The organism is Vescimonas sp. (assembly GCF_057856985.1).
Window position 1 is genome coordinate 595,716 of the sequence record NZ_DBLZXX010000001.1, and the last position, 25,864, is coordinate 621,579.

Here is a 25,864-nt window from a genome sequence, read left to right on the forward strand (position 1 = left end):
TGTGAATGTACGCAAAATATTGTATACCCAATAGGGGGGAAAAGCAAGGAAAAGATATGGAAATCCTCGTTTTTCTCTTAACGATGCCTTAAAATGTGCTGTCGCGCAGCTCCTGACGGATGGCGGCGAAGGCCGCGTCCTCCCCCTGCTCCTTCAGCAGCAGGAGCCAGCGGTCCAGCAATGCCGCGGTGTCCGCGTGCATGAAGCGGCTGGCGTCCGTGCGGGAGAGGTCCTTGGAACGCTGATAGTAGTCGTAGGGCGAGGCGTCGGTATACCGGTCGCCCTGATAGACGCGGCAGGCGGCGATGCGGTCGCAGAACATCTCGGCCACGTACTTCTTCGGCATCTTGCAGCCGCCGATGTAGATGGTGCCGTCCTCGCGGCGGCAGTAATCGATCCAGTATTCGAAGTGGTGGCGGTTGCGGCCCTTGTGGTGCAGCCAGGCCAGACTGACGCCGTTTTCCAGACGCTCCTGATCGTTGGGGCTGCGCCAGCCCTGATAGTATTTGCAGCCGCGCCAGAATTCCGTGGGGCTGTATTTGGAGAGGTCGTGGGTCAGGCCCTGCCACACCAGACCCAGCTTCAGGCAATAGCGGCGGACCAGCCGGCGGTGGCGATTCACGGTATGGAGATGGGCGCGGAACTGCATGGGACAGCCTCCTTTAGGGTAGTAGCGCCAGTATAGCACATTCCGGCGAAAAAGCCCAGCAAAAAAATGGGCGGCATAAGTTTTTCCCTGCGCGGCAGACTAAACACGAGGTGAGGAACATGGCGGAGCACGGTTTTTATCGCAGCAGCGGCGCGTCGTGGCAGCGGGCGCTGCCGCCGGAGCTGTGCAGGCCCGACGACGGGGAGGTGCTGCGCCGCGGGTGGGATCTGCTGGCGCTGGATCGGGAGGGCGCGCGCCGCCTGACGGCCCGGGGCGGCCTGCGGTGCCGGACGCTGCTGCTGCCCCAGGGGGTGTGGACGGAGCCGCTGGCGGTGCGTCAGGCAGTGAGCTACGGGCCGTCGCCCCAGAGTACGCTGACGCTGTCCAGTCTGACGCGGCGGGGCGTGCTGTGTGTGCAGCGGCAGGTGACGGCGCTGGACGGCTCCGTCATCGAGCCCCAGGATATCCCGCTGCCGGAGGCGTGGGGGTGCTGGGAGACAGAGCCGCTGCTGCTGTTGGCGGGGGTATACCTGCTGCTGGGGCGGCTGTGAAAAGGGAAAAAGAAAGGCCCGCCGAGGGCGGGTCTTTCTTTTTGGAGAAAAGCTTCAGGAAGGAGAGCAGAGCGCGCTCCGAGGCTTCAGGCGGCGTGCGCGGCGGTGGGGGCGGTGTGCTCCTCACAGTCCATCTCCAGCAGACCGGCTCTGGAGGCGCTCCAGGTAGCCAGAGCACCGAAGATCAGAGGCAGGTACATACCGGCCTGACGGATGGGCTCATCGGCGGCGGTCATCAGGAAAGCGGTGGCCACGACCATGACCAGAGAGACGATAGTGATGAAAACGTAAGCACCAATGTTCTTCATGATAAGTTCCTCCTTAGAACGTGAATTTATTATCGAAAAATGGGATCTTTCGTTACTGTGCCTGTATAGTAGGATAATTAACGAGAAAAGTAAAGCTATGAAATATGATATGGGATGTTAGTAATACTGATAAGCAGGGGGCACCCGGCCGAAAGACCGGACGCCCCGTCTGCGGGAAAGGATGCAGGTTTTTCTCGTAGGAGTCGATGTTGACTGACGGTAAATACGCCGAATGAAAAGTCTGCCCTGTTTTGTATATTGCGTGATGCTTGACACGATAATTTATTATAGTATAATGCGGTTAAAAATTAGTTTATTATGCTATAAAATATCATAGAAATGGGTGACGCTATCGTGGCAGACAAGCGAATACAGTTGTTTGGCTCAAAGGAGTATCACTTTCTGAGCTGGCTAAAGAGTCAGGAACGAGAGACCTCTCGCGGCGCAGCTGTCAATTTCTCGCAGGAGGAGATCGCCGCCGAGTATGGCAGCAGTCCGGCAACAATAAACAAGTGGCTGCGGGAATTGCAGTCGGTGGGGTGTGTGGAGCAGCAGAAAAAAGGCAGTTACCATATCACCGAAACCGGAAATGCAGTAATTCAAAAAATGGAAAAAATTGAACAGATCGTCGCGGGAGGCGCCGTATGCAAGTCACTCGATTAACAGGGTCATATTATACTTCTCAACGTATTGCTGATTATATGGCTGCGTGGGCTTTGAGAGATCGATCCGACACATTATTGGAGCCTGCCTTTGGCGACGGCGTTTTTTTAGACGCTGCTTTCAACAGGTTTTCCGCGCTTGGCAACGATACGCCCACGGTCATCGGCGTTGAGGTGCAGCCTGCTGTTTTCTCAAAATATGCAGACTCCGCACCGACGTCATTTGCCGGCTGCTGCAAAGACTTCATGGAATGCTCTGAAAAAATTGCAGTTTCAGCGGTAGTCGGGAATCCTCCCTATGTCAGTCTGAGAAATCTAAAGGAGGAAGACCGTGCAAGGGCCATTGACCGAATGGCTCATTACAAAATCAAGATGTTGTCGAGCGGCAGCCTTTGGATGCCGTTTACCATCCATGCGTCAAATATGCTGGCTCCAAACGGGCGCATGGCCTTTGTGCTGCCCTTTGAAATAACCTATGTGAAGTATTCATATCCCCTGTGGACGTATCTTGGCAACAATTTTGGCGCTGTTAAGATCATTCGCATACACGAGGACTTTTTTCCTGATGTTGATGTGGAGACCGTTCTGCTGCTTGCAGACCAATACGGGGCAAGTACACCTTGCGTGGATTTTGAGATTTACGACAGGGTCGATGATTTGCTTGCAAACAACATATCACGCAGAAACAAAATTAAGATTTCCGACATTATACATAGGAAAAAGCCGTTTGCCTTTTCAATGCTCAGCGAAAAGCAGAGAAATATGATAGAAATGCTTCGGAAGAAAAAAACGATCATACCGTTGATCGACCTGTGCAAATTCAATATCGGATATATTTGCGCCGATAAAAACTATTTCCACCCCAATAAGGAGACCTGCAGGCGCTATAAGCTTCCTTCTGCAAGTCTCCTCCCGTGCATCAGCAGCGGAAAGGAAATAAGCGGCGGAACGGGTATAGGTGCAATTGCAGGCCCCGATCAGCAGCTCAATAATCTTTTCGTGCCCGGGAATTTAACGGCCGCAGACAAACGGTATATCAGGCATGGGGTGGAGACCGGTGTTCATTTGCGCTATAAGTGCCGGCAGAGAAAGCCGTGGTATATTACGCCGGGCATTGAGATCCCTGATTTGATTTTGACGGTTTTCGGAGATGCTCCCAAATTAGTAGTCAATGACGGGAAATACGTGGTATCGAACAGCTTGCTTGCAGGGCATATAAAGTCAGACATCACTGCGGAACAACTGGTGTGTATGTGGTACAACAGCCTTACGCTTCTGTCGATCGAGCTCAACGTCCACTCTTTAGGCGGCGGGGTATTGGTCCTGATCCCGGGCGAGACAGATAGGATAGAGGTAGTAAATGCAATATCGCAGGAGGAAGCCGGAAGCGTGTTCAGGGAATTGGACGATTGTATAAAAGAGAGGGGCCTGCAGGCTGCATATCAGTTAGGAGATGAGCTTGTTCTCTCAAAGATATATCAGCTTTCAACGGAAGAAATTCAGCAGATACGAAACGCTGTATCAACGCTCAGGTATTGGAGACTGCCAAAAGACCGGAGAAACGCAAAGAAGAGGTGAGCCAATCGCGGCGGCCGGTAATTTTCCCGAATACTTCTTCCGCCCGGCCGTTTGTCTGAGCTGGGATACACGGTAACGGTGCTTGAGGGAGATATTCACCGAAAAGGCGAGCTGTCCTGGGCAGTGATGCCGGTAAGCGAAAAGGGGCGTCCGGCCAAAAGCCGGACGCCCCTTCTGTGGGAGAGGTTACAGGTTCTTCTCGTAGGACTCGATCATCTTCTTGAACGTGTGACCCGTAGAAACTTCGGGATCACCAGTCGGTGAAAACGCCGCGATCGCCGATGGCACAGCGGTTTGCGCCGCTGCTTGACGCCGCAGGTTTTGCAGGTGCTTTTCACAGGTTTCACCGGTAAATATCTTGATGTCCAGCCGCAGAGAACCATCCTCCTCCGGCGTGGCAAAGATCTTGTCAATATACCGGGTGACAAATTCCTTGGTAATGACACCTTTGGTGGCATCCTTCTGGGCGTTACGCAGGACGGTGCGAATCGTATCCAGCTGCTGCTTTAGGCTGCCGGTGGATTCCTGCCGTGTAAGCGCCTCTGCCAACTGCGTTTGCAGTTCCTTTGCCTCAGCGGAGCATTTTTTGTTCATAGCGAGAAAATCTACATCATCCAGCTTTCCCTGGGCGTTATAGGTCAGCAGCTTCATGCGCTTCTGCTCCACGGTTTCCAGCTGCTTTTGCAGCGAGGCGATCTGCTTATCCAGCTTACCGCCACGGTTCAGAGATTTATATAATTCTACATATTCTTCGATCAGCGCCTCTGCGCTGGCCTCCGTATCGCGGAACACATCCAGCAGCAGGGGTTTGATCTCGTCCTCATAGATGGGGAAGGAGTCGCAGGAGTCTGCGCCGTTTTTGATCTTGCCGGAGCAGACCCACTTGCTGTTCTTGTTGCCCTGTCTGTCCTGAGACTCCCGGCGGTAGTAGGTGGTGCCGCAGCAGGTGCAATAGAGCTTTCCAGTCAGCAGATTGGCGTGATTGCAAATGCCTTGTCGGTTCTTTACGTCATCGCTGCGGCGGCGGAGAATGGCATTGGCCTGGTCCCACAGCTCCTCGGACACGATAGCGGGCACGATCTCACCCGTCTCGTCTTTGAACATGACCCATTCCTCCGGTGGGAGGAATTTCTGCTTTTTGGTGAACATATCCACCACCTTGACCTTGTTTCCTACATAGTAGCCCTTGTATTTTGGATTGGAGATCATATTGGACATGGTGGTGTGGGCGATTTTCTTGCCGTTGAGGTTGCGGTAGCCCTTCTCCCAAAAGAGGGTTTCGATCTGCTTCATGGAGTACTGATCGGTGGCGTACAGCTCGAATAGCTCTTGCACCATAGGTGCCTGTTCCTCGTCAATGACCAGCCTGCGGTCTTCCTTGCGATAGCCGAAAATGCGGCTGTTTCCCAGCACCACGTTATTCTTGATGGCCTGTTGATGGCCAAATTTTACGCGGCTACTAAGCTTGCGCAGCTCGTCCTGGGCAATGGAAGACATGATGGACAGCCGCAGTTCGGAGTCCTCATCGAAGGTGTTGATGTTGTCATTCTGAAAGAACACACCCACGCCGTAACCGAGGAGCTGCCGCGTAAACTGAATGGAGTCCAGCGTGTTGCGGGCAAAACGGGAGATCTCCTTGGTGATGATCAGATCAAATTTGTCCTCCGCTGCATCCTCGACCATGCGGTTGAAGTTCTCGCGGTGCTTGGTAGAGATGCCGGACAAACCCTCGTCGATATAACCGGGTACAAATGCCCACGCGGTATTCCGGTGGATGAGGTCTTCGTAGTATTGAATCTGATTACCCAGCGAGTTCAGCTGCTCGTCAGACTCGGAGGACACGCGGGCGTAGTACGTCACCCGCAGGGGAATGTCATAGATGCTCTTTGTCCGCAGCTGCTGCCTGACAGAATGTATATCCATAATGGCTCCTTTCTGAAAAGTTCGTCGTATCATGTTCTATATTATATGAAAGTATACAGAAGAAATCAATTGCAAAACAGGAAGTACACTTGAAAAATTTATATTATTATGTTATTGCGTTTTTGTAATTTTATAAAAATAAAAATATGATAGAAAATGCTGGCTTATTTCTCCGCTTCTGATACATTTAATATGAAAAGTTTTCTTTACAGTATTGCATTTTAAAAAGATGAGGAACAATAGAATATATATTGAATCGAGGAGGCTATTGCAGTGAACGACGGTAAAAAGAGAAAGATTACTGCGTGGGAGTATCAGTATGATAACGGAGAGGTCGCGCTGCTGTATCACGCTGCTGGCATCTGGCGTGGGAAGAAAATCAATACAGTTCAAAGTGAATACTATCAGAACCCACACAAGGCCATCGCACGTATACGCGAGCTCGAAGCTAAAATCCCAGGTAAGGACAACTTTACTTTCCGGAAGCGGAACTTTGAAGCAGGGATAGAATATCTTTCGGATCGGTGTGATATGGGAGTACCTATTGAGCAGCAATCGAAGGAAGCGCAGCATCATGCTTGCGCAGCACTGCTGCAGATGCTGAATAGCTGTGGATCGGATGTAGATGGCCGCAGGACGATCTTACAGGTTGTCAGTGCAAGCCTTTCGGGGTATATTTTTCGGCTGTGCAGTGAGTGGGAGCTTTTTACATATGGTGAACCCGTGCCCTATGAAACCGCCCCGCGCATCGTGTGCTCACGGGCGGATGGGGCAGGAAACGCACTTCGCCAGGTCATGGCATCACTTTTCCTTGACACAGAAGAACTGCTTATAGCTGGTGCTGCAGCAGGATCTGTGGAAAGCCATCTGCCGGCGTATTTGCCGTCGGTCGGTAATGAAAGGCAGATCATCGACTGTGCATATGCACAGGTCTGTAAGGGTGAGCGGGATAAGGAAAACAATGAGAAATACTTTGATGAACCTTTAGCGGCGCAGTATCGGGACACTGCTGTCGGAATCAATACAGCCTTCTTCAGAGCTTTTGATGTTGAAAATTTTGTGCGCAGAAACCGGTGGGTCACGATCATCCAACTGGGTAATAAGTGTGAGTTGGAAATGCCGATACGGATAGAGGGAAAGATTTTGGCGCGGTCATGGTGTGGTGATGCTTGGGATTTTGCGGCGGTGCGGTTATTGATCGATGGCTTTTTGAGACGGATATATACATGTGAGCTGTCGGAGACGGAAGGAGAAAAACAGGAAGTAACCAATAAAAAGGAACGGGAAAGAGGTTTACTTTTGGAACACCTGAAAGTAGCCAGTCAGAGGATCGATACGCATAATAGCAGGCGTGGAACAGAAAAATATCGGGGTCTACAGAGATTGTGGCTGGAGACGCAGATCGTTGTTCTTGGGGAACTGATGTCATATATGAACATGCTGGGATTTTGGAAGGCGGATGAGGGTCAGGCCACGCTGAACGGATGGCTGCACGTCCTTCTGCCAGATGTATACCCAGCGCCCGTAGATGATTTGCCAGTGGACGATTCAAAGCACGTTCTGAACTATGAGACGGACAGCCAGGATCTATTGGAAAAGCTGGTAGCTGCGATGGTTGCACCAGAGAATTGTAAGCACTTTATGGCCGTTCCGGTCAAAGGAGAATTCCCAATGAAAAAAGCGGATGGCACTGTCATTTGGGGCTATGTCCGTGGATTTCAAGTGACAGGGAAAGATGGCCACCGGCATCGAGTGCCAACGCTGCAGATCCGCGAGGATATGCTGACTGAGATAGCGCCAATGCTTATGCCGTTCGAATGTGACTGGCTCGCGGTCATCAAGACGGTGAGGGAACAACAGCCGGACTATCTGGTAGGCAAGAGTAAAAATGTTCGCTTGCCGGTTGACGGGGAAAGCAGACTCTGTGCAACGCTGGTATTGTCTGTTGAGAAGCTGTCATGGCTGCCAAAAGGGGCGTGGAATATTCTGCTGGAGCTGACCGCGCTGATTGCACAGAAAACTGAATAAAGAATGCCCGCTGCGGAGAAGATTACCGCAGTGGGCATTTATTTTTTGAAGAATTCAAAGACAAAAATATACACATCGAATTGCGAGGTGGTGTGGGGTACATGCAAATGAGGAGGTCGGACAATGACAGAACGGACACAGACGCGAGACAGCGCCTACCGCTGGGGGATGCTGATGTGGTTTAATCAGCTGCTCTTGGAGAAGGGGACGATAACCGAGGCGGAGTTCAGGCAAATGCGGCTTGAAATCGAGAAGAAAATAAGAGAACCGGAGAAAGGCGGCACCAAGTGAAATTATTTGGTGCCGTTCTTTTTTTGCAAATGTCTATTGATATAAAGAAAAACTAAAAGAAAAAGCTCTTAAAACAGCAAATAAAGGACGTTGAAGAGAAGAAAGAAATACTTTTTTTGAAAGGAGCAAGATGATGAAAAAGCTGGGCGCAGGAAGTTTTCAGTTGGAACCGGATGGATTTTCGATTCATACGCTTGAAATCGTGAAGAAACTATCGAACAAGGAATACAAAAGGATACGTGACAGCATATATCAGAAATGCCCCAAAGGGGAAATGTACAGTGATAGGGGCTGGCAAGGCGAGGGAGAGCGCTATCGCTGCAAATGGTTTTGGCGAGAGGGGCTGAGGATCAATTTAGAAAAGAATGTACATAAGCAGGTTTCAACGTGCTATCTGCGGATCGCGGTGAATCCCCGAAAACTGATTGATCCAAGTTCGTCCTACTTGGGCATTTTGCCGCCTGATGAGGAGAGCATTAGGACGATGAGTGAGAAATTTACAATGCTGTTGAAAGATTCCGGCCTGCCCTGTGCATTAAATGCCTACCAGCTTTCACGAGTGGATCTATGCGTGAATATTCGGTGCGACACATCTAAGCTGTTTAAGGAGCTACTGCGAGCGATGCGCAAACTGCCGACACCGCCAAAGTATGAGAGATACTATTACAAAGGTTCTGATAGGAAAGCTGCCAACAGGTATAACAAACACCACATAACGTTTAAGCACGAGTCGCGCGAACTGGTAGTTTATGATAAGACCTACCAAATCGTGGAAAATGGCTTGCAGTTGGATGAAGAAAAGCTGCCGAAAGGTATCCTGCGATTTGAAATACATGAACTGCGGGAAAGAGTCTCAAAAATAGAGAAAAAGCTGGGAACAACCGACATTGAGAGCCTTTTAATGTATTATATCAAAGAAAGTGAGAAGTATATTACGCGGTGTTTCAGACGGGCATTTCCAGATGATCGATTTATGCAGCCGGACGCACTTAACGAATTGATCTGCAGAGAAGCGGACACTGGATTACGGGAAGGCATGATGCGCTTGGCCATGCTGATGACGCGAATAAAATCACTGGAGAAAGGGGAAGAAAAGCTGCGAAAAGAAGGCTATGATGCCGAAGCGGTGTTGGCACAATTTAGAAAGCTGGGTGTCAGCCCCATCCCGTTGAGAAAGAAGTTTTGTGCAAAAATGATGCCGGGGCCGTCTACTTTACTGCAAAAAATAGCACACCGAAACGTGGTGGTGTGGTAAAAAGGGCACGATGAAAGAATCATAGATTGAATTACCTAACAGAAGTATAATGAGGAATTCCTGAGCGATAGTATGAATTAAAGCTATCCTCGCTGTGACGCATATTTTCAACACATGTGTACAGCCGGAAATGCCAAGGGCAGGCATGGTAGCACCATCATACCTGCCCTTGTAAAGTTTTGAACGACTCGGTTCAGTTTGCGGCCTGGACTACATTCGTCATATAGGTCCGCGTACTGGACGAGCCGTCCTTGGCGGCGTAGACATCCACATTGGCGTAGTAGTAGCAGCCTGCGACGCCTTGGAACGTGATGGGCGTCTTGGAATAGTAATACGCGTTGTGCGTCATCATCGCAGGGAAATCCTCATAACTGAAGGTGCGCAGATAATAAAAGTGCTCGTTGTCCGTGGATCGATATACGTAAATATTCACGGCTCCGATATCATCCATTAGGCCTGTTCCGTCAACTTCAACGGTCACTGCGACCATGCTGCCGCGTTTTGCCGTGCAGATAGCCCGATAGCTATCAAGATGTGCACTGGCGTCTGTCGACGCATATGCTGCACTCACTAAGCTCAAGAGCATGCACATCGCCAGGATACCCGATACGAACGCTTTAATTGAAGACCTCATAGTATTTACCCCCCTATTGATTTAATGATCCTTTCCAATTCAGCCTGTGATACATTTCCCGTTATGCGGCAGCCACAGTCACCGCTGCTCCACACTACTTTTTCCATACCAGATTCTCCGTCGTAAAAAATGTAGTGCTCAACGCCGTTGACAACAAGCCTCAGCACATCCTTCCGGTCCTTTTCAATTAAGGGCGCATCATCACCGGAAATTTGCCATATTCTTACCGCCAAACACTCATCACCAGAGGCATAAACTACCCTGAAACTGGTTCCTGCTTCATTCTTCGTGGCTTCGCACAGCTGCAGCGAGAAGCGTTCCGGTATCCAGGTCGGCAGCACATCCCCCCTGATATGCAGATCGGCCAGCATGTCCTCCGGCGTCTCGTAGGCCCGGACCTCTCCCTCCGCCAGATCGTTTTCCCCCATTGTGATCTGCGCGGGGGCATCGTTCCCGATGCGGAGAACGGACGCAGTCCATTCCGCCAATGTCCGGAACAGATCAAAGCCGGACGCCTGTACCGTGAACAGCGACAGTAGCAGCGCCAGCGCAGCTGCCAAAATCAGCAGTCGTTTGAACGGTTTCCGGGAAGGCTTTGCAGGAAGTTGACTGCTTTCCGCAGCGGCAGGTGCGGTAGTCTCGTCAGGCTCCAAAAGCTGCGGGTTCTTTGTACAAAAGCGCCGCCAGCTTTCCTGTACCTGCGTATTGGTTACCGTCATCTCCGGATTATGCTTTTGCAGGGCCTCCGCGATGTCCGTCAGCTCTGACGGCATATCATCAGAATCTCCAGCTCCCAGCACGAGTTCCGCCCAGTGATCACGGATGGTTTCCTCCTGATGCCCCTTAGTTTGCTTTAGAGCGCCCGGCCTGCCGCCCCGGGGTACTCTTTCCGCTTCGGACATTCCAACACCTCCTCGTCTCTATATTTGTGCAGCTGCACGCGATGCAACAATTTTTTCTCTGTTTTTTCCTCGAGCTTTTTCCACTTCTCATAGCTGTCTCTGGCGCGGATCAGACGCATACGGCTGGCCGCTTCCGAAATACCCAGGAGCCGCCCGATTTCACGGTGGCTCAGCCGCAGCTCATAGTACATGCAGAGCAGGTCTTTCTCATCTACCGTCAGCTGGCGCGGCAGTGAGTCGCGAAAGGATGGCTCGCAGCTGGTCTCGGTGATAGCGGATATTTCCGTCAGCGGCTGCTCCACATGACGCCACTTCCGCTGCAGTTCCGTTGCGATCTTGTTTCGCAGCGTGACCACCAGCCAGCCCTGCAGATTTTCGTGTTCTGCCACCTTCGGATCATCTCGCCGCTCCAATAGGGCCTGGAACGACTCCTGTACCATGTCATCTGCAAAGCTCCTTCCCAAGCCGGACGCGCAGGCGATCCGAAACAGCGTTGGATATTCCGTTTCATACAATTCCCGAATTTTTGTGTTCCCCAAACCCACAAAGACATCTCCTTTATTTCTGTTGAAAACCGGCATCGCGCTTTGCCATATTTCTTCTCATCCAGGCTGGCGCTGGGACTCCTCCTTCGCTGACATTATACAAGCGGAATGGCAAAAGTCAACAAAAAATTATGAAAATTATCTAATTATTTATGCATGATTGGTAAAATTTTGCTTTTGGAAATTCCATATTTTTACTTCTTGTGACATATTGCGCCACTGGCCAAATAGAAAAAAGAGAGACTGTGGGGCCATGCTCCGCGCCGCAAAGGGGGGGGATCATCACTGCTATGCACCGCGATTTTGAAAGTCTTCATGTGAATGTGTATGCGCTGCTCCGAGATCTTGGCGTAAGCGCGGACCATACCCAGTTTTTCTACACGGCCTACGCCGTCGCGCTGGTAGCGGACCAGCCGCTGCGCGGGCTCTTTTTTGCTCCGTTAGTGCTGCAACCCGCCGCACAGCTCTACTGCGTCTCCATTTCCGCGGTCCGCAGCGCCGTGCGCCGCACAGCCGAGGAGGCGTCCCGCGGCGGTACGCTCTTATTCGCCGATCTGTTCCCTCGGGTGGCGGACCTGTCGGCCATACGATTCGTGATCCGGCTGGCCGCCTATATCAACAGCCTGCCCAGCGCGTAGAGGAGGAGAAAAGAATTAAACCAACAGCCCGAGGCTTTCGTATAAAGCCACGGGCTGTTGATTTTGGGGCATCCCATATTTTGCCATCCCCGTCCCCGCCTGCTACAATACTCAAAAACAACTGGGAGGCTATGGCTATGCGAAAGAGATCGGAGATCACGGAAAGAGAATTGACGCGGTTTGCAAAATATCTGCGGCAGGAGGAGCGGGAGCCGTCCACCATTGAGGCGTATCTCCGCGCAGCAAAGAAATTTACCGCATGGCTGGATGGCCGCACAGTGACGAAGGCACTGACTGCGGAGTGGAAAGCACAGCTGCTGGAGCAGGGCTACCGCCCCGTCAGCGTCAATGCCATGCTGGCTGCGGTGAACAAGCTGCTCGTCTGCATGGGGCGGGAGGATTGCAAGGTGCGGTACCTCAAGCTCCAGCGGCAGATGTTCCGCAAATCAGAGCGGGAGCTGACCCGCGCTGAATACCAGCGGCTGCTGGACGCTGCGCAGGCGCGGGGCGACATACGGCTGCTGCTCCTGCTGGAAACCCTCTGCGCCACGGGTATCCGTGTTAGTGAGCTGCAATACATTACCGTGGAGGCGGCGCGAAACGGCGTGGCAGAAATCGCCCTGAAGGGCAAGATCAGAACGATTCTGCTGCCCACAAAGCTGTGCCGCAAGCTGCTGAAATACGCCAAAAAGAGGAACATCCGCCAAGGGCAGATATTTCTGACGAAAAAAGGAAACGGGTTGTCCCGGAAGTTTATCTGGGCAGAGATTTTATCTGATAAATCAAAAGTATTCCGCATATAAGATACCACTTTTCATGAAAACAGTCAAGCAAACCACTCAATTTTATACAGCAAAGCAAGGCCGTTTCGCTGCATTTTGAAACGGCCTGTTCGCTTGCGCTCATTTTGCCCCGCAGCTGTAGCTGCGGGGCTTTCTTATTGCACCGCTTTAAGGGAATAAGGGCGAAACAACAATTGTGTCATGAATGGGGCACGCGGCAGGGACGGAACAAGGAGGACAGGGTAGATGGCAAATGCAAAAGTGCAGGGTGCCGATGGGGGTGGCTTACAAGGGAAGATCTCATTTAGCGTGGTGATCCCTGTTTTTAACGTAGAGCCATACCTTGGTCAGTGCCTGGACAGCATGTTGCCTGCTTTGAGAGCAGAAGATGAGATCATTCTTGCCCTGAGATCCTCCGAAGATGGCAGCATAACTATTGCAGAACATTATGCACAGGAAAACGGCAATATTCGGTTGTTGCGGCAGGATGGAATAGGACTGTCCAATGCCCGCAACTGTGCGGTACGTGAGGCTTACGGGACCTACCTCATATACGTTGACAGCGATGATCAAGTGGACACGGCACAGTTCACCCATGCGCTGCAACGCATACGGGAGGATACCTCCCATAGGGATGTATACTTTTTTGACTTCTACCATGATAATCACCGCACAGGGAAGCTAGAGCCTTGGTTTCAAATCGGTGAGGGCGGTAATTTTCAGGGTGTGGAGAACATCGGGAAAATACTGCGGCAGCACAGATGTTTTTGGAATGTATGGAGGTACATTTGCCGCCGCGGCTTTTTGATGCAGAACGGCATCACATTTCTGGAAAACCGGATGAGCGAAGATGTGGATTACACCACCAGCGTCCTGCTGGCCCGGCCAGACACCGCGTTTTACCACGACCCGTACTACCTTTATGCCGTGGGGCGCGGCACATCTCTGATGGACAGGCCCACCCTGCGCCGTCTGGAGGATACCGTGTTCGTACTGGAGCGCTCCATCCGGCGGCTGCGGGAAGCGGCCCTGCCCTATTCGGACTGCGTGACGGCGCAGTTCCAGTTCGAATATGTTCTCAATATGGCGCAGATCTACGAGATACCGGCGGCGGACAGAACGGCGGGACGGCAGCTTTTTGCCAATGCCCGGGAGGTCCTGTCCGGCGACCGCGACCGGCTCATCCGGCTTCTGCGCCTTCTACTGCGGCTTACCGGCCTGACAGCCACAGCGTATCTCCTGCACACGGCCAAAAAGCTCAGGCGCACATTAAAACATGGAAAAAAGGGGAAAACCGCATGATCATGACAAAAACACCCTTCCGCATCAGCTTTGCCGGTGGTGGAAGTGACCTGGCAGATTTTTACGAGCAGTACGGCGGCTGCGTGCTGAGCACCTCCATCAACCGCTACTGCTATATCTCCATTCATCCGTACTTCGACGAAAGCAAGACGCTGCTGAAATACTCGGAAAACGAATTGGTTGGTGACCTGTCCGAGATCCGGCACCGCATCTTCAACTGCGTGCTGAACGAGAGGAAGCTCCATGGCGTGGAGATCGTCTCCACGGCGGATGTGCCCGGCGGCACGGGTCTCGGCTCATCCAGCACGTTCACGGTGGGCTTGATCAACACACTGAACTGCTACCAGGGCAAGTACATGTCCAAGGGCGAGATCGCGGAGCGAGCCTGCCGCGTCGAGATTGAAAAGCTGGGCAGTCCCATCGGCAAGCAGGATCAGTACGCGGCAGCCTACGGCGGTCTGAATTTCATCCGTTTCCACCGGGACGGCACGGTGAACCGCTATCGCGGCCTGATCTCCAGCCCGGAACAGCTGGAGCTGGAGCCTTGTGCGGCGGAGGCCATCCGCCTGCTGAACCGCTCCGGCTATCTGGCCATCGTGGCCACCAACCAGCCGGTGGTGGCCCGCGGCATGTGCGGCATGACGGATGTGGAGGAGATCCACCGCAAGCTCGCCACCCTGTTGGGACAGGAGGGCGCGTATCTGGATGGCATCGTGTTCTGCCCCCACCACCCCGACAAGGGCTATCCGGAGGAGAATCCCGCCTACAAGATCCCCTGCCGCTGCCGCAAGCCGGACACCGGTATGCTCACCGCCTGCGCAGCGGCATACAACATCGATCTATCGCAGTCGTGGATGGTGGGCGACACCACCGTGGATATACAGACCGGCCTCAACGCCGGCACCCATACAGCCCTCGTCCTCACGGGTGAGGCTGGAAAAGACGGAAAATATGATGTGCAGCCCCAGCGCATCGGCGCAGATTTGCTGGACGTCGTGAAACAGATCATCGGAGGTTGATTATGGACTATACAAAGGATATTCGCGCGTACATCGCGCTGGAGCAGCAGATCCTGGGGCAGCTGGACGTGGACGCTATCAACGAGTGCCTGAACTTTCTGGACGAGACACGGCTGAAAAAGGGCCGCATCTATATCTGCGGCAACGGCGGCAGCGCCGCCACTGCCTCCCACTTCCAGAACGACTTCAACAAGGGCGTTTCCGAGTACATTGAGGTGCCGTTCCGGTTCCACTGCCTCAACGACAACGTGGCCACCATGCTGGCCATTGCCAACGACATTGGCTATGAGGAGGTATTCCGCTTCCAGCTCCGGGGCAATCTGGAGCCCAACGACGTGCTGGTGGCCATTTCCGGCAGCGGCAACTCCAAAAACGTGATCAACGCCGTGGAATACGCCAAGTCCCAGGGCTGCAAGGTCATCGGCATCACCGGCTATACCGGCGGCAAACTCAAGGAGCTGTGCGACATCTCGCTGCACGCGCCGGTGATGAGCATGCAAGTCACTGAGGACATCCACATGATCTTCGACCACCTGATGATGAGTATGTTCTACAAGTATCTGTGTGGAAAGGATCATCTGAAAAAATAACGCACTGCCATAAAAAAGTTAGTAAGGGGTTTCTGTATGTCTGGAGAGAAAAACATCGCGGCGCGCTGCCGTGAGAGGTGGGACCGCTTTCTTATAAATAACCCCACCCCCGGCTCGCGGGTCAAAAAAATCATAAAAAAAAGCGCCCATGTGGTGACACTGCCTCTGCAATATCTGATGGTGGTGCTGCTGCGAACGGCGTACAAATACATGGACAAATCTGTGGAACACTGGACGTGGGAATGTTTCAAACGCGTTGAGAAAAAGCTTTCCGACAATTCCCGTACCAACCGGTATCTGACGGAACTGCTGGCTAAAGCAAACCGCATTCCCTATCATAGCGGTGAGAAGATCCGACTGGTCTACCTGTTCCAGATCCCCTCCTGCTGGCCCTCCTTCCAGAGCGTCTGGGAGATTTTGAAGGATGACGGGCGCTTTGATGTCCGTTTCCTTCTGTATGACCGGGAGCAGAGGGAAAAGAACCAGATGAAGGGCGCGCGGGAATTTCTGGTTGCCTCCGGTATTCCCTTTGAGGTTGCCGAGGAATTTGATTTTGAGGAATTTGAACCTCATATCATGATCTATCAGACGCCGTGGGACGATTCGCACCGCCCCGACTTCCTCAAAAGCGATGCCATGAGCAGTCTGGGCATCCGCATCGCCTATGTGCCCTATGGCATTGAATACTCACAGGATGTGTGGTGCGACTACATATTCTCGAACAATAAGTTTCTGGCAACACCGTGGCGCGTATACACGCTCTCGCCCCAGATGAAGACCGCACACCGGCTGAAGTCCGCACAGGGCGCCGCCCCCGTCCGGATCACCGGCTATCCCAAATTCGATATCATTTACCATGCGCTGCACTCCGAGGACGATCTGCTCCCGCCCGCGCTGCGTCAGCAGGCTGCAGGACGGAAGATCGTGTTCTGGCAGATGCATTTCCCCGCCAAAGACGGTACGCCCGATATCCCTGAAACCAGCATTTATGACTACATCCAGTTTGCAAAGTATCTCCCGGAGCTGCAGGACCGGTTCTTTGTGCTGGCCCGGCCCCACCCTAAATTTGAGGAGCAGTACGCAAAATTCGGCATGGGAGAGCAGGCCCGTGAGTTTTTCCAGCTTCTGGCTGACTGCCCTAACGTCTATATGTATGATGAGCCCAACTACATGCCCGCGCTCATTTCCGCGGACTGCATCATCGGCGACCGTTCGGCGCTGATGGTCGAGTCCTGCGTACTGGATAAGCCCACGCTGTACATGACCAATCTGTGGTACAAGGAGCGGATGCTGGACGCGGTGGCGCCCATCTTCGACAGCTACTATCAGGGCAGCGAATTTTAGGACATGAAGCTCTTTCTAGACTTTGTGGTGGAAAAGGGGTTTGACTACAAGCGCGAGACACGGCGGCAGGCGGCGGCGCAGTGTGTCCCGTTCTTTGATGGGCAGTGTGGCCGCCGCATTGTGGAGGATCTTGTCAAGGGCCTGCTGTCCGAGGAGGTGAAGTGATATGCCAAAGATATCTGTCGTGATGCCGATCTACAACGGTGAGGAGTTTCTCCCGGAGGCGATGGACAGCATCCTGCAGCAAACGATGGGCGACTTCGAGTTCCTGATCGTTGAAGAATACGGCAACGGAGAAGCGTGCCACCGTTTGCTGGAGGAGTATGCCGCCCGTGATCCCCGCATACGCATCATCTCCAACAGCGGTTCACGCTTGGGCATTGCGGCTTCGTTGAACGTGGGCCTCGATCATGCCACCGGCGAATATATCGCCCGCATGGACGGCGATGATGTCTCCGGGCTGGAGCGCTTCCGTGTGCAGGCCATGTATCTGGACACCTACCGCGATGTCGATATCTGCGGCGTGATCCCGTCTGTCATGAACTCTCCGGGTTGGATTCTGGAAAACTCCTCGGACCCAGAGGCCGTTCGGACTGCCTGCCTCTTTGGCGTACCGCTCAAGCACCCCACCGTAATGATGCGCACACAGCGAATCAACGAGTTGGGACTGCGGTATGACCCGTCGTTAAAGGGAGTGGAAGATTTTGACTTTTTTTTCCGCGCGAGCTTGGATACGAAATTGGCGAATATCAGGGAACCAAGTCTGTTTGAATACCGGAGATGGGCGGAAAACGCATCCGCCGTCTTTCTGGAGAGAGATGTCTCTATCGGCAGGCACATGCTGAAAGCGTCCTACCAGAAGTATCTGGGAACTACGCTGACTCCTATGCAGACTGAGGTGACGTGGGCGGTAAACAACTGGAAAAAGGGCAATTCCGCCTATCAAAAGGCGGCCCTGACCGAGCTGCAGAAATTGTTCTATACGCTGCTGGACAACAAAACGGTACAGCAGATCTACCAGCGTGAGGCGCTGCTGGAGAGCATGCGCCGCAAATGGCGCAAGGTGTACACGCAGATCGTCAATACCAACGGCGGTGTAAAGAAAACCAGCAGCGGTGTGCATCGGCTCTACACGAACAGCGAATTTTTCAGGCCCTGACGGCCTGAGCGAAGGAGGAGCATTATGAACGTAGCATTGATCATTGCTGGCGGCAGCGGGCAGCGAATGCAGCAGGACATTCCCAAACAGTTTCTGCACATACACGACAAACCGGTCATTATCTATACATTGGAAGGCTTTCAGCGTAACCCCCAGATCGATGCCATTGAGGTTGTTTGTCTTGATGGCTGGCACGAGGTGCTGTGGGCAAATGCCAAACAGTTTGGTATTGACAAGCTGAAGTGGGTCATTTCCGGCGGCAGTACAGCTCAAGAATCCATTCGCAACGGCATCGAAAATCTGTCCGATGTCTGCGGCGCGGAGGATATTCTCGTCATCCATGACGGTATACGCCCCATGGTAGAGAATTTTGTTCTGGACGATGTGATCGTGAAATGCCGCCAGTACGGAAACGGCGTCACCTCACTGCCGTATAACGAGCAGATATTCGTAAAGGACGATGAGTTCACCACCACGAAATACATCCCGCGCGACACCCTGCGCAGAGTGTCCACACCGCAGGCGTACCGCTACGGTATCATTGCGGATGCATATCGAGAGGCGTTTGCAACGGGCGTCGGCATCCAGTCGGCCACCTACGCCAACACGCTGATGGTAGAGCTGGGTCACCGGCTGTACTTTGCGGCCGGCTCCGAAAAAAATATCAAGCTCACCACAAAAGATGATTTTGCGCTGTTTCGTGCCTACCTGGACATGGAAAAAAACAGCATACTGAAATAACAAGGGGTAACTTATGACCATCACCGAGCAAAGAGAGTACCAGCGCCTGCTGGCACGTTTTATCGGCGAAACGCAGCTTCTGCAGCGGTTGGACGGCAAAACCATTCTGTTGACCGGCGCCACCGGCATGATCGGCAGTTTTCTGGTGGATGTACTCATGACACGCAACTGTCAACTCCCCGCAGCACGGCAGACTACCGTCATCGCGCTCGCCCGCAGCCGGCACACCGCAGAGCAGCGCTTTGCGGCGTGGCAGGACAGTGAGCGACTCCGTTTTCTGGCCTGCGATGTGGCACAGGAGCTTCCTGCGCTGCCGCTGCAGCCGGATTACTACATTCACGCCGCCAGTACCACCCATCCTGTGGCTTATGCCCAGGAGCCGGTAAACACCGTTTTATCCAATGTGTTCGGCATCAATAATCTGCTGTCGTACATGGCGCGCCAAGGACATGGGCGGCTCCTGCTGCTTTCCAGCGTAGAGATTTACGGTAATAACCGCGGCGACACGGAGTATTTTACCGAGGACTACTGCGGCTATATCAACTGCAATACGCTGCGTGCCGGATATCAGGAAGCGAAGCGCGTCAGCGAGTCCCTGTGTCAGGCGTATATGCGGGAACACGGCGCAGATGTGGTCATCATCCGTCTGCCCCGGATCTACGGCCCGACGATGCGGTTGGAGGACAGCAAGGCGGCGGCGCAGTTCATTTTGAACGGTGTTCGCGGTGAGGATATCGTTCTGAAGAGTGAGGGAACACAATTCTTCTCCTACGCCCATGTCTATGACGCCGTCAGCGGCCTGCTTCATGTGCTTCTGCGCGGCGAAAGCGGTCAGGCCTACAATCTGGGTGATCCTGATTCGGACATCCTGTTGCGGGACTTGGCAAAGCTGGTGGCTGATCACACCGGGAAACAGGTCATCTTTGACCTGCCCGATTCTGTGGAGAAGGCTGGTTTCTCCACGGCGACCAAGGCTCTTATGTGCGGTAACAAACTGCGCGGACTCGGCTGGAAGCCCCACTATAGTATGAAGGATGGCATTGCGGAGACGATTGATATCTTGCGGGAGATCCTACGAAAATAAGGCTTTATGGCAAACAAGCCACTTTCAACGATGATATGCAGGCCATCTGTGACCAATATAAGGAGTTTCGATAAAGGGTATGGTGCGATACAGGAACCAGTGAGATGAACAAGTATCTTTTGAAACCCGCTTGTAAAAGACAGATGTATTGACTTCCCGATTTTTCCCATCTTCCAAGTATATATTATAACTACGAAGGCCTCTGGGTAATTCCCAGAGGCCTAATTTTACATTTTGGAGGAATTTTGCTATGACCGAACTCCGTACCTGTGCCCACTGTGGTACTGCCGAAGGAGAGCTTACCGAGTTCAACGGCAGGCTCTACTGCCCCGACTGTTTGGACGACCTGACCCTTGTCTGCACCGACTGCGGCAGCCGTTTCCTACGCATCCACAACCGCAGTGAGAACGATGACTTCCCCATCTGCCCCGAATGCTACGACCGGGACTACACCCGCTGCGTCCGCTGCGGGCGCATCATCGACACCGACCACTGCTGGTATCCACTGGACAACGACGATCCCTACTGTGCCGATTGCTGCTCTACCATCGAGAACAGCCCCATCCACGACTACTACTTCAAGCCTTACCCCATCTTCTACGGCGAAGGCCCACGCTACTTCGGCGTGGAACTGGAGATCGATGACGGTGGTGAATGTGACAGCAGCGCGGAGGCACTGATGGACATTGTCAACCAGTCAAAGACACTGGCCTACTGCAAGCACGATGGCTCATTGGACGACGGCTTTGAGATCGTCACTCATCCCATGTCACTGGACTGCCAACTGCATGAGATGCCCTGGGCGGAGGTGCTGGATAAAGCCATTGGCATGGGGTATCTATCCCATCAGGCGGGCACCTGCGGGCTGCACGTCCATGTATCCCGCAAGGCCTTCGGGGACACTTTGGACGCGCAGGACAACGCCATTGCCCGTGTGCTGTTCTTCGTAGAGCGCCACTGGGCAGAGCTGCTGCGCTTCTCCCGCCGTACCCAGCGGCAGTTGGAGCAGTGGGCTGCCCGCTACGGCTACCGGGATCGACCGGGTGAAATGCTGGAACACGTCAAAAAAGGCCACGGCAGCCGCTACACCTGCGTCAACCTCACCAACGTGGACACCATCGAATTCCGTATGTTCCGGGGTACGTTGAAACTGAATACGCTTATCGCCACATTGCAGATGGTGGATCACATCTGCGATGCGGCGATTTTTATGTCCGACGATGAGCTGCACGACCTGTCCTGGAGCAGTTTTGTCAGTGCCATCAAAGAGCCGGAGCTGGTGCAGTACCTGAAGGAGCGCAATCTCTACATCAATGAGCCTGTGGAAGTGGAGGGAGAAGTCTGATGTGCTGCTTATTTGGAATTTACGACTACGGCCATAGCCTGACCGCCGCGCAGAAGAAGCGTCTTGTCTCTGCGTTGGCCGTTGCCAGCGAAGATCGCGGTACGGACGCCACCGGCATCGCCTATAACCGCAACGGACACCTGACGGTCTACAAGCGCCCCTATCCCGCGCACCTGATGCGATTCAGACTGCCCGATGATGCTGTCTGCATTATGGGGCATACGCGCATGACCACCCAAGGAGACGAGAAGCACAATTACAACAACCATCCCTTCGAGGGCACAGCGGGTATCCCCTTCGCGCTGGCGCACAACGGTGTGCTGTACAATGACCTGACGCTCCGCAAGGACAAGAACCTGCCCCATACCCGAATCGAGACAGACAGCTATGTGGCCGTGCAGTTACTGGCGCAGCAGGGCGAGCTGAGCTTCCGGAGCATCCGCAGTGCCGTAGAGTTCCTCAGAGGCACGCTGACGCTGTCTGTTTTGGACAGTAGGGACAACCTCTACATCATCAAGGGTAACAATCCGCTGACGCTGTACCACTTTCCACGCATGAGCCTGTACGTCTACGCCAGCACGGAGCAGATACTCAAGAAGGGGCTGAAAAAGGGCATGCCACGCATGGAGCAGCCCTTTGAGGTGATGCTTCGGGAGGGAGATATATTGCGGATAGACCGGCAGGGGCAGTACACCGTTGAGCGCTTTGATACCCGCAACCTCTGGGACGGCACGGCGCGCTTCAGCTGGCCGTATTGGGACGTGTACGCCGGACAGGACGAGTATATCAACGATCTGAAATCCGTAGCGTCTGCCTACGGCTACACCCCCCACGACATAGATGTGTTTCTCAGCTATGGTCTTTGCCCGGAGGAGATAGAGGAGATCATGTGCTGCGGGGAGGTATGAAAAGATGCGAGTAGTAATGGTAGAAGTTGGGAGGAAAGCCTGTGAAATGGAATTGGAAGATAGCCTTGCAAGTATGCAGCGTGCTGTTGGCGGTCTTATTCAAGCTGTGTACGAACCCGGAGGACGAGACGCAGCCCTGATCTGCAACGATGAGGGCAAGCTGCTGGGACTGCCGCTGAACCGCGCCCTGCGGGATGAGGATGGAGAAATCTATGATGCCATCGCCGGAACATTCTTCATCTGCGGCGCACTGGCAGACAGCGAGAACTTCACGTCTCTGACGGACGAGCAGGTTGCCTACTGGCTCAGACGGTTTGCCAAGCCGGAGTTCTTCGTCAATGTCAACGGTCAGATCATCTGTGTACCGGTGGAGGAACCGTGCCAATAGGGTGTACCCTAACGGTACATAGAAAAAGAGTCCCAATAGGGTCGCTTCCCGCATTTTGGCACGTGCCATCTGCGGGAGGGACTCTATTGGGACTACGTTATTGTTCGGCGGCAATGATTTGTTCGCAATATGCCTTTAGTTGAGGAATTTCATCCGTGATAATTTCCCATGTGATTTCGGGATCGACAGTGCCGTAGCTATGCGCGACAATATTCCGCATAGCCTTGATTTGACGCCAAGGCACGGCGGGGTGCTGTTCACGGAATTCGTCTGTCAGCTTACCCACCAGCTCACCGATCTGCAAAATACAAAGTGCGGCGGCATTGCGGTAAATGGGATCGTTCTGAAATGTCTCAGCGCTGTTGCCGAAGCGTTCAACAGTCTGCTCGATTTGCTGGCAGTAGACAACGATATGCTCCAGAGCACCGATGTTGCGGTCAAGAGGCTTCATACAGCAGCACCTCATCTTTCCGTATGGAGTCAAGAAAATGTGAATCAAGGCTGGTGGTGGGGACAAGATCTACCGGCACGCCAAGAGAGTCCTCCAGGTCGAGCAGAAGCCCTGCCAACTGAAAACCGCGGATGCTGCCTTTGTCAATCCGCAAATCAATATCACTCCCGCTTGTCATATCTCCACGGGCATAGGAGCCGAACAGGTAGATGCGCTCCGCGCCATATTGCCTGGCAAGACGTGACACAATGGTCTTGATTTCGCTTAGAGTATATGTTTTCATCGAGGACACCTCCCATCAAAACGCCATTTTGTATGCATAGTATAACAAAATAAATACGAATTTACAAGGGAAGGAAGTATCGCAATTGAAAATCGGTTACATCCGCATATCCACCGCCGATCAGAACACGGCACGGCAAGAGCTGCTGATGGAGCAGTTGGGGGTGGATGAGGTCTACATCGACCGCATGAGCGGCAAGAATACCAATCGCCCAGAGCTGAAAAAGATGATGGAATACGTCCGGCGGGGCGACACGGTGATCGTGGAGTCCATCAGCCGTTTTACCCGTAATACCCGTGATCTGTTGGAACTGGTGGAGAAGTTGTCCGCCAAAGGTGTGGAATTTGTCAGCAAGAAGGAGACTATCGACACCACCACGCCTACCGGCAAGTTCATGCTGACAGTGTTCGGCGCGGTGGCAGAACTGGAACGGGAGTATATCCTCCAGCGCCAGCGGGAGGGCGTTGCCATTGCCAAGGACAACGGCGTTTACAAAGGGCGTAAGCCCATTCAACCGCCGGAACTTGAGAAAGTCATGGTTAAGTGGCGGCGTGGGGAAATCACCGCTGCCGAGGCCATGCGGCAGATGGGGATGAGCAAGAGTGCGTTTTATCGAAAAGTAAAGAGGCTGCAGCTATCGTGAGTTTGACTTTTTGCCCCCTGCACGGATAAGATTCTACAAGACGTGCATATTGACTATTCGTACCGAATATGATATATTTCAAAGCGCAAAGAGGTGATAACATGGAAAGGCGATTGGCGCGGATCAACAGCAGCACAGCCGGGGGAACGGCGGGTGCTGGCGCAAAAACACATAAGGTCACGCTCCCGTCCCGCTGGCTTCGAGCCATGGGCATTACCGATGAGGAGCGGGAGGTGGAGTTGACCTTTGACCAAAACAGAATCGTAATCACAAAAGTCGTCACCATAGAGGAGTTTATCAGCGAAAAAAAAGCGCAGTCCCACTGCGTGAAAAGGCTAAAATTCTGGAATAGTAAGACACTGTGTACTACCATCGCAGTGGATTTTACGGATTATACGCTTTGCGTGGAGAACCATACAAGGCAGCTGGTGAAAACCGCTTTCGGGAAAAACCGATTGCCTACATGGGAAGATTTGATGGCTTTTCTGGAGGAACGGTGTATTCCACGACAGCGGGAGGGCATTCGAGAATATCTGGACGCCCTGGGATTGGATGAGTACGACCCGTGGGAGATCGTAAAACGCACACAGGGTCGCATGGCAGAGGATCAGCAGTGGATCGAGGTGACAGAATGAGCATACATTTTGTGACAAACGAGAGGATCGCCGAAACATCTTCAAAGGGTAATCAGGAGAAGTGGGTAGAGGGCAACCGCTGGTACAAGCTGGATCAGTTTGGGTATGAGGCTTTGGCGGAGACGCTGATCTCTCAGCTGCTGGAACGCAGCAACTGCGAGCAGGACTACCCGTTTCGCTTTACCCGCTATCAGATGGAACGAATCACTGCACATGGTGTCGAACGGACAGGATGCAGCAGTGAAAATTTCCTGCTGCCGGGACAATCCATCATCACACTGAGCCATCTCTACAAGCGTGAGAGCGAGGTGTCCCTTCGAGCCCTTCTGTCGCGGCAATCCAGTGACAAGAAGCGCATTGCCTATCTGGCCGATGCTACGGCGGAGCTGACGGGCTTGGAGCTTTTTCCGCAGTATCTGACCCTACTGTTCGAGGTAGACGCGCTGTTTCTGAACGACGACCGCCATTTGAACAATATCGCGGTTCTGGAGTGCGATGGTAAATACGATTATTGCCCCATCTTTGATAACGGTGCGGGATTGCTCTCCAATACGCGGACAGCCCCCATGGATATTGAGCCGAAAGCCCTGATCGCGGCGCAGCGTGCCCGTCCGTTCGGCACGACCTTTAACCGGCAGGCGGGAGCAGTCCGGGCGCTGTACGGTAAGCAGATGTATTTGCTCAAGCTGTCAAGAGAGGATATCCTTGCAAGGCTGAAGCCACTGCTGCGATATTATCCGCAGCGGGATCGAGGGCTCATCACGGACAGAGTGTGTACTACCATTCTGCTGCGGCAGAAGCAGCTTTGATTGTGAATAGGAACGGTACAAGAGATGCGTGATCATTGGCATTTCTTTTCGCAAAGTCCCTTTTCGAGATAAATGTTGATGTGTATAATCGCGAATAAAATCCGGAATATGCAAAGAAAAATTTTGGCTTCGTTCCTATACTGGATTTTTAACATCCATGGACAGGCCAGATGTTATATGAGAAGTACAATCTGACGCAAAAGGAAATTGACTACATTGAGTCTACAATTAAGCCGGTGGAATAATTCAAAGGCTCAGAGGTCAAAACTGACTTCTGAGCCTTGTTTTTTGCCTTGTGTTTTGAGTCGGAAAATGGTACACTTTTGAATATAAGCAAACACAGCAAAGGGGTATCAATCATGGAACTGACTGGGAATCTACAAATAGTATGCCCAATTAGAGGACAGTTAAAGGTTA

Annotated in this window: 30 protein-coding genes; 22 read left to right on the forward strand and 8 right to left on the reverse strand. The window is 52.9% G+C overall.

The genetic code is table 11. The features are described 5' to 3' along the window. Positions 1-88: 88 nt before the first annotated feature. Positions 89-649: a DUF5662 family protein gene (locus ACZM22_RS02785; protein WP_489543017.1), complete on the reverse strand. Its 561-nt coding sequence runs from the start codon at positions 647-649 to the stop codon at positions 89-91. Between the two features lie 119 nt (positions 650-768). Here ACZM22_RS02785 and ACZM22_RS02790 point away from each other — a divergent pair, with 119 nt between their 5' ends. Next, positions 769-1,200 (forward strand): hypothetical protein, encoded by a 432-nt coding sequence (locus ACZM22_RS02790; RefSeq protein WP_489543018.1) that lies wholly within the window; start codon positions 769-771, stop codon positions 1,198-1,200. 86 nt (positions 1,201-1,286) lie between these two features. Here the strand turns inward: ACZM22_RS02790 and ACZM22_RS02795 are convergent, their stop codons facing one another. After that, positions 1,287-1,508, reverse strand: coding sequence for a hypothetical protein (locus tag ACZM22_RS02795; RefSeq protein WP_489543019.1), 222 nt, complete (start codon positions 1,506-1,508; stop codon positions 1,287-1,289). A gap of 354 nt (positions 1,509-1,862) precedes the next feature. On the opposite strand from ACZM22_RS02795, the gene ACZM22_RS02800 reads away from it, so the two are divergent. Next, a complete protein-coding gene (locus ACZM22_RS02800; protein ID WP_417306762.1) occupies positions 1,863-2,171 on the forward strand; it encodes a helix-turn-helix domain-containing protein in 309 nt (102 codons plus the stop codon). Then, entirely contained in the window at positions 2,153-3,748 is a 1,596-nt protein-coding gene (locus ACZM22_RS02805; RefSeq protein ID WP_489543020.1) for an Eco57I restriction-modification methylase domain-containing protein, read from the forward strand. The genes ACZM22_RS02800 and ACZM22_RS02805 overlap by 19 nt, the downstream gene beginning before the upstream one ends. 186 nt (positions 3,749-3,934) lie before the next feature. On the opposite strand, the gene ACZM22_RS02810 is transcribed toward ACZM22_RS02805, so the two are convergent. Continuing rightward, entirely contained in the window at positions 3,935-5,671 is a 1,737-nt protein-coding gene (locus ACZM22_RS02810) for a recombinase family protein (RefSeq protein ID WP_489543021.1), read from the reverse strand. 273 nt (positions 5,672-5,944) lie between these two features. Here ACZM22_RS02810 and ACZM22_RS02815 point away from each other — a divergent pair, with 273 nt between their 5' ends. The 3 genes from ACZM22_RS02815 (at position 5,945) to ACZM22_RS02825 (ending at position 9,245) form a co-directional block, all read left to right on the forward strand. Then, positions 5,945-7,699, forward strand: coding sequence for a hypothetical protein (locus ACZM22_RS02815; RefSeq protein WP_489543022.1), 1,755 nt, complete (start codon positions 5,945-5,947; stop codon positions 7,697-7,699). Positions 7,700-7,822: 123 nt separating this feature from the next. Next, the gene (locus tag ACZM22_RS02820) at positions 7,823-7,990 is read left to right on the forward strand and encodes a hypothetical protein (protein ID WP_483267930.1); all 168 of its coding nucleotides are present in this window, start codon (positions 7,823-7,825) and stop codon (positions 7,988-7,990) included. Positions 7,991-8,123: 133 nt separating this feature from the next. After that, positions 8,124-9,245: a hypothetical protein gene (locus tag ACZM22_RS02825; protein ID WP_489543023.1), complete on the forward strand. Its 1,122-nt coding sequence runs from the start codon at positions 8,124-8,126 to the stop codon at positions 9,243-9,245. 193 nt (positions 9,246-9,438) lie between these two features. Here ACZM22_RS02825 and ACZM22_RS02830 read toward each other — a convergent pair whose 3' ends face one another. The 3 genes from ACZM22_RS02830 to ACZM22_RS02840 all read right to left on the reverse strand — a co-directional run bounded on the left by ACZM22_RS02830 (position 9,439) and on the right by ACZM22_RS02840 (position 11,326). After that, positions 9,439-9,678 carry a hypothetical protein gene (locus ACZM22_RS02830; protein ID WP_483267928.1) on the reverse strand — a complete coding sequence of 80 codons (240 nt, stop codon included), beginning with the start codon at positions 9,676-9,678 and terminating at the stop codon, positions 9,439-9,441. Between the two features lie 206 nt (positions 9,679-9,884). Further along, positions 9,885-10,781, reverse strand: a complete 897-nt coding sequence (locus ACZM22_RS02835; RefSeq protein WP_489543024.1) for a DUF4367 domain-containing protein — start codon at positions 10,779-10,781, stop codon at positions 9,885-9,887. Continuing rightward, positions 10,733-11,326 (reverse strand): RNA polymerase sigma factor, encoded by a 594-nt coding sequence (locus ACZM22_RS02840; RefSeq protein WP_489543025.1) that lies wholly within the window; start codon positions 11,324-11,326, stop codon positions 10,733-10,735. The genes ACZM22_RS02835 and ACZM22_RS02840 overlap by 49 nt, the downstream gene beginning before the upstream one ends. Before the next feature lie 290 nt (positions 11,327-11,616). Here ACZM22_RS02840 and ACZM22_RS02845 point away from each other — a divergent pair, with 290 nt between their 5' ends. The 13 genes from ACZM22_RS02845 to ACZM22_RS02905 all read left to right on the forward strand — a co-directional run bounded on the left by ACZM22_RS02845 (position 11,617) and on the right by ACZM22_RS02905 (position 22,626). After that, the gene (locus ACZM22_RS02845) at positions 11,617-11,964 is read left to right on the forward strand and encodes a hypothetical protein (protein ID WP_483267925.1); all 348 of its coding nucleotides are present in this window, start codon (positions 11,617-11,619) and stop codon (positions 11,962-11,964) included. 137 nt (positions 11,965-12,101) lie between these two features. Then, on the forward strand, positions 12,102-12,767 hold the full coding sequence (locus ACZM22_RS02850; protein ID WP_489543026.1) for a tyrosine-type recombinase/integrase: 666 nt from the start codon (positions 12,102-12,104) through the stop codon (positions 12,765-12,767). Between the two features lie 225 nt (positions 12,768-12,992). Further along, positions 12,993-14,048: a glycosyltransferase gene (locus tag ACZM22_RS02855; RefSeq protein ID WP_489543027.1), complete on the forward strand. Its 1,056-nt coding sequence runs from the start codon at positions 12,993-12,995 to the stop codon at positions 14,046-14,048. Continuing rightward, positions 14,045-15,067: an HAD-IIIA family hydrolase gene (locus tag ACZM22_RS02860; RefSeq protein ID WP_489543028.1), complete on the forward strand. Its 1,023-nt coding sequence runs from the start codon at positions 14,045-14,047 to the stop codon at positions 15,065-15,067. Before ACZM22_RS02855 ends, ACZM22_RS02860 begins: the two co-directional genes overlap by 4 nt. 2 nt (positions 15,068-15,069) lie before the next feature. After that, positions 15,070-15,657 (forward strand): D-sedoheptulose-7-phosphate isomerase, encoded by a 588-nt coding sequence (locus ACZM22_RS02865; RefSeq protein WP_489543029.1) that lies wholly within the window; start codon positions 15,070-15,072, stop codon positions 15,655-15,657. A gap of 150 nt (positions 15,658-15,807) precedes the next feature. Beyond that, positions 15,808-17,001 carry a CDP-glycerol glycerophosphotransferase family protein gene (locus ACZM22_RS02870; protein ID WP_489543030.1) on the forward strand — a complete coding sequence of 398 codons (1,194 nt, stop codon included), beginning with the start codon at positions 15,808-15,810 and terminating at the stop codon, positions 16,999-17,001. A 3-nt stretch (positions 17,002-17,004) separates the two neighbouring features. After that, positions 17,005-17,166 (forward strand): hypothetical protein, encoded by a 162-nt coding sequence (locus ACZM22_RS02875; RefSeq protein WP_489543031.1) that lies wholly within the window; start codon positions 17,005-17,007, stop codon positions 17,164-17,166. Between the two features lies 1 nt (position 17,167). Further along, on the forward strand, positions 17,168-18,160 hold the full coding sequence (locus ACZM22_RS02880) for a glycosyltransferase family 2 protein (RefSeq protein ID WP_489543032.1): 993 nt from the start codon (positions 17,168-17,170) through the stop codon (positions 18,158-18,160). A gap of 24 nt (positions 18,161-18,184) precedes the next feature. Next, positions 18,185-18,901, forward strand: a complete 717-nt coding sequence (locus ACZM22_RS02885; protein WP_489543033.1) for an IspD/TarI family cytidylyltransferase — start codon at positions 18,185-18,187, stop codon at positions 18,899-18,901. A 13-nt stretch (positions 18,902-18,914) separates the two neighbouring features. Next, positions 18,915-19,985: an NAD-dependent epimerase/dehydratase family protein gene (locus ACZM22_RS02890; protein ID WP_489543034.1), complete on the forward strand. Its 1,071-nt coding sequence runs from the start codon at positions 18,915-18,917 to the stop codon at positions 19,983-19,985. Between the two features lie 250 nt (positions 19,986-20,235). Then, positions 20,236-21,330 carry an amidoligase family protein gene (locus tag ACZM22_RS02895; RefSeq protein ID WP_489543035.1) on the forward strand — a complete coding sequence of 365 codons (1,095 nt, stop codon included), beginning with the start codon at positions 20,236-20,238 and terminating at the stop codon, positions 21,328-21,330. Beyond that, entirely contained in the window at positions 21,330-22,238 is a 909-nt protein-coding gene (locus tag ACZM22_RS02900; protein ID WP_489543036.1) for a class II glutamine amidotransferase, read from the forward strand. Before ACZM22_RS02895 ends, ACZM22_RS02900 begins: the two co-directional genes overlap by 1 nt. A gap of 16 nt (positions 22,239-22,254) precedes the next feature. After that, positions 22,255-22,626: a DUF3846 domain-containing protein gene (locus ACZM22_RS02905; RefSeq protein WP_489543045.1), complete on the forward strand. Its 372-nt coding sequence runs from the start codon at positions 22,255-22,257 to the stop codon at positions 22,624-22,626. Between the two features lie 97 nt (positions 22,627-22,723). Here the strand turns inward: ACZM22_RS02905 and ACZM22_RS02910 are convergent, their stop codons facing one another. Both ACZM22_RS02910 and ACZM22_RS02915 read right to left on the reverse strand, forming a co-directional pair. Further along, positions 22,724-23,077 carry a HepT-like ribonuclease domain-containing protein gene (locus ACZM22_RS02910; protein ID WP_417306279.1) on the reverse strand — a complete coding sequence of 118 codons (354 nt, stop codon included), beginning with the start codon at positions 23,075-23,077 and terminating at the stop codon, positions 22,724-22,726. Beyond that, on the reverse strand, positions 23,064-23,360 hold the full coding sequence (locus ACZM22_RS02915; RefSeq protein WP_178870752.1) for a nucleotidyltransferase family protein: 297 nt from the start codon (positions 23,358-23,360) through the stop codon (positions 23,064-23,066). The genes ACZM22_RS02910 and ACZM22_RS02915 overlap by 14 nt, the downstream gene beginning before the upstream one ends. Before the next feature lie 85 nt (positions 23,361-23,445). Here ACZM22_RS02915 and ACZM22_RS02920 point away from each other — a divergent pair, with 85 nt between their 5' ends. The 3 genes from ACZM22_RS02920 (at position 23,446) to ACZM22_RS02930 (ending at position 25,447) form a co-directional block, all read left to right on the forward strand. Further along, a complete protein-coding gene (locus ACZM22_RS02920) occupies positions 23,446-24,003 on the forward strand; it encodes a recombinase family protein (protein WP_489543037.1) in 558 nt (185 codons plus the stop codon). 101 nt (positions 24,004-24,104) lie between these two features. Further along, positions 24,105-24,638, forward strand: a complete 534-nt coding sequence (locus tag ACZM22_RS02925; RefSeq protein ID WP_489543038.1) for a hypothetical protein — start codon at positions 24,105-24,107, stop codon at positions 24,636-24,638. Beyond that, a complete protein-coding gene (locus tag ACZM22_RS02930; protein WP_489543039.1) occupies positions 24,635-25,447 on the forward strand; it encodes a hypothetical protein in 813 nt (270 codons plus the stop codon). The genes ACZM22_RS02925 and ACZM22_RS02930 overlap by 4 nt, the downstream gene beginning before the upstream one ends. Positions 25,448-25,864 lie beyond the last annotated feature (417 nt).

Excerpts from the sequence above, each read along its gene's own strand:
- ACZM22_RS02785 (WP_489543017.1), bottom strand. The coding sequence starts at position 649 with ATGCAGTTCCGCGCCCATCTCCATACCGTGAATCGCCACCGCCGGCTG.
- ACZM22_RS02890 (WP_489543034.1), top strand. The coding sequence starts at position 18,915 with ATGACCATCACCGAGCAAAGAGAGTACCAGCGCCTGCTGGCACGTTTT.
- ACZM22_RS02795 (WP_489543019.1), bottom strand. The coding sequence starts at position 1,508 with ATGAAGAACATTGGTGCTTACGTTTTCATCACTATCGTCTCTCTGGTC.
- ACZM22_RS02810 (WP_489543021.1), bottom strand. The coding sequence starts at position 5,671 with ATGGATATACATTCTGTCAGGCAGCAGCTGCGGACAAAGAGCATCTAT.
- ACZM22_RS02835 (WP_489543024.1), bottom strand. The coding sequence starts at position 10,781 with ATGTCCGAAGCGGAAAGAGTACCCCGGGGCGGCAGGCCGGGCGCTCTA.
- ACZM22_RS02825 (WP_489543023.1), top strand. The coding sequence starts at position 8,124 with ATGAAAAAGCTGGGCGCAGGAAGTTTTCAGTTGGAACCGGATGGATTT.
- ACZM22_RS02790 (WP_489543018.1), top strand. The coding sequence starts at position 769 with ATGGCGGAGCACGGTTTTTATCGCAGCAGCGGCGCGTCGTGGCAGCGG.
- ACZM22_RS02820 (WP_483267930.1), top strand. The coding sequence starts at position 7,823 with ATGACAGAACGGACACAGACGCGAGACAGCGCCTACCGCTGGGGGATG.
- ACZM22_RS02875 (WP_489543031.1), top strand. The coding sequence starts at position 17,005 with ATGAAGCTCTTTCTAGACTTTGTGGTGGAAAAGGGGTTTGACTACAAG.
- ACZM22_RS02905 (WP_489543045.1), top strand. The coding sequence starts at position 22,255 with ATGGTAGAAGTTGGGAGGAAAGCCTGTGAAATGGAATTGGAAGATAGC.
- ACZM22_RS02900 (WP_489543036.1), top strand. The coding sequence starts at position 21,330 with ATGTGCTGCTTATTTGGAATTTACGACTACGGCCATAGCCTGACCGCC.
- ACZM22_RS02855 (WP_489543027.1), top strand. The coding sequence starts at position 12,993 with ATGGCAAATGCAAAAGTGCAGGGTGCCGATGGGGGTGGCTTACAAGGG.
- ACZM22_RS02930 (WP_489543039.1), top strand. The coding sequence starts at position 24,635 with ATGAGCATACATTTTGTGACAAACGAGAGGATCGCCGAAACATCTTCA.
- ACZM22_RS02865 (WP_489543029.1), top strand. The coding sequence starts at position 15,070 with ATGGACTATACAAAGGATATTCGCGCGTACATCGCGCTGGAGCAGCAG.
- ACZM22_RS02915 (WP_178870752.1), bottom strand. The coding sequence starts at position 23,360 with ATGAAAACATATACTCTAAGCGAAATCAAGACCATTGTGTCACGTCTT.
- ACZM22_RS02860 (WP_489543028.1), top strand. The coding sequence starts at position 14,045 with ATGATCATGACAAAAACACCCTTCCGCATCAGCTTTGCCGGTGGTGGA.
- ACZM22_RS02845 (WP_483267925.1), top strand. The coding sequence starts at position 11,617 with ATGCACCGCGATTTTGAAAGTCTTCATGTGAATGTGTATGCGCTGCTC.
- ACZM22_RS02910 (WP_417306279.1), bottom strand. The coding sequence starts at position 23,077 with ATGAAGCCTCTTGACCGCAACATCGGTGCTCTGGAGCATATCGTTGTC.
- ACZM22_RS02880 (WP_489543032.1), top strand. The coding sequence starts at position 17,168 with ATGCCAAAGATATCTGTCGTGATGCCGATCTACAACGGTGAGGAGTTT.
- ACZM22_RS02885 (WP_489543033.1), top strand. The coding sequence starts at position 18,185 with ATGAACGTAGCATTGATCATTGCTGGCGGCAGCGGGCAGCGAATGCAG.
- ACZM22_RS02850 (WP_489543026.1), top strand. The coding sequence starts at position 12,102 with ATGCGAAAGAGATCGGAGATCACGGAAAGAGAATTGACGCGGTTTGCA.
- ACZM22_RS02925 (WP_489543038.1), top strand. The coding sequence starts at position 24,105 with ATGGAAAGGCGATTGGCGCGGATCAACAGCAGCACAGCCGGGGGAACG.
- ACZM22_RS02805 (WP_489543020.1), top strand. The coding sequence starts at position 2,153 with ATGCAAGTCACTCGATTAACAGGGTCATATTATACTTCTCAACGTATT.
- ACZM22_RS02895 (WP_489543035.1), top strand. The coding sequence starts at position 20,236 with ATGACCGAACTCCGTACCTGTGCCCACTGTGGTACTGCCGAAGGAGAG.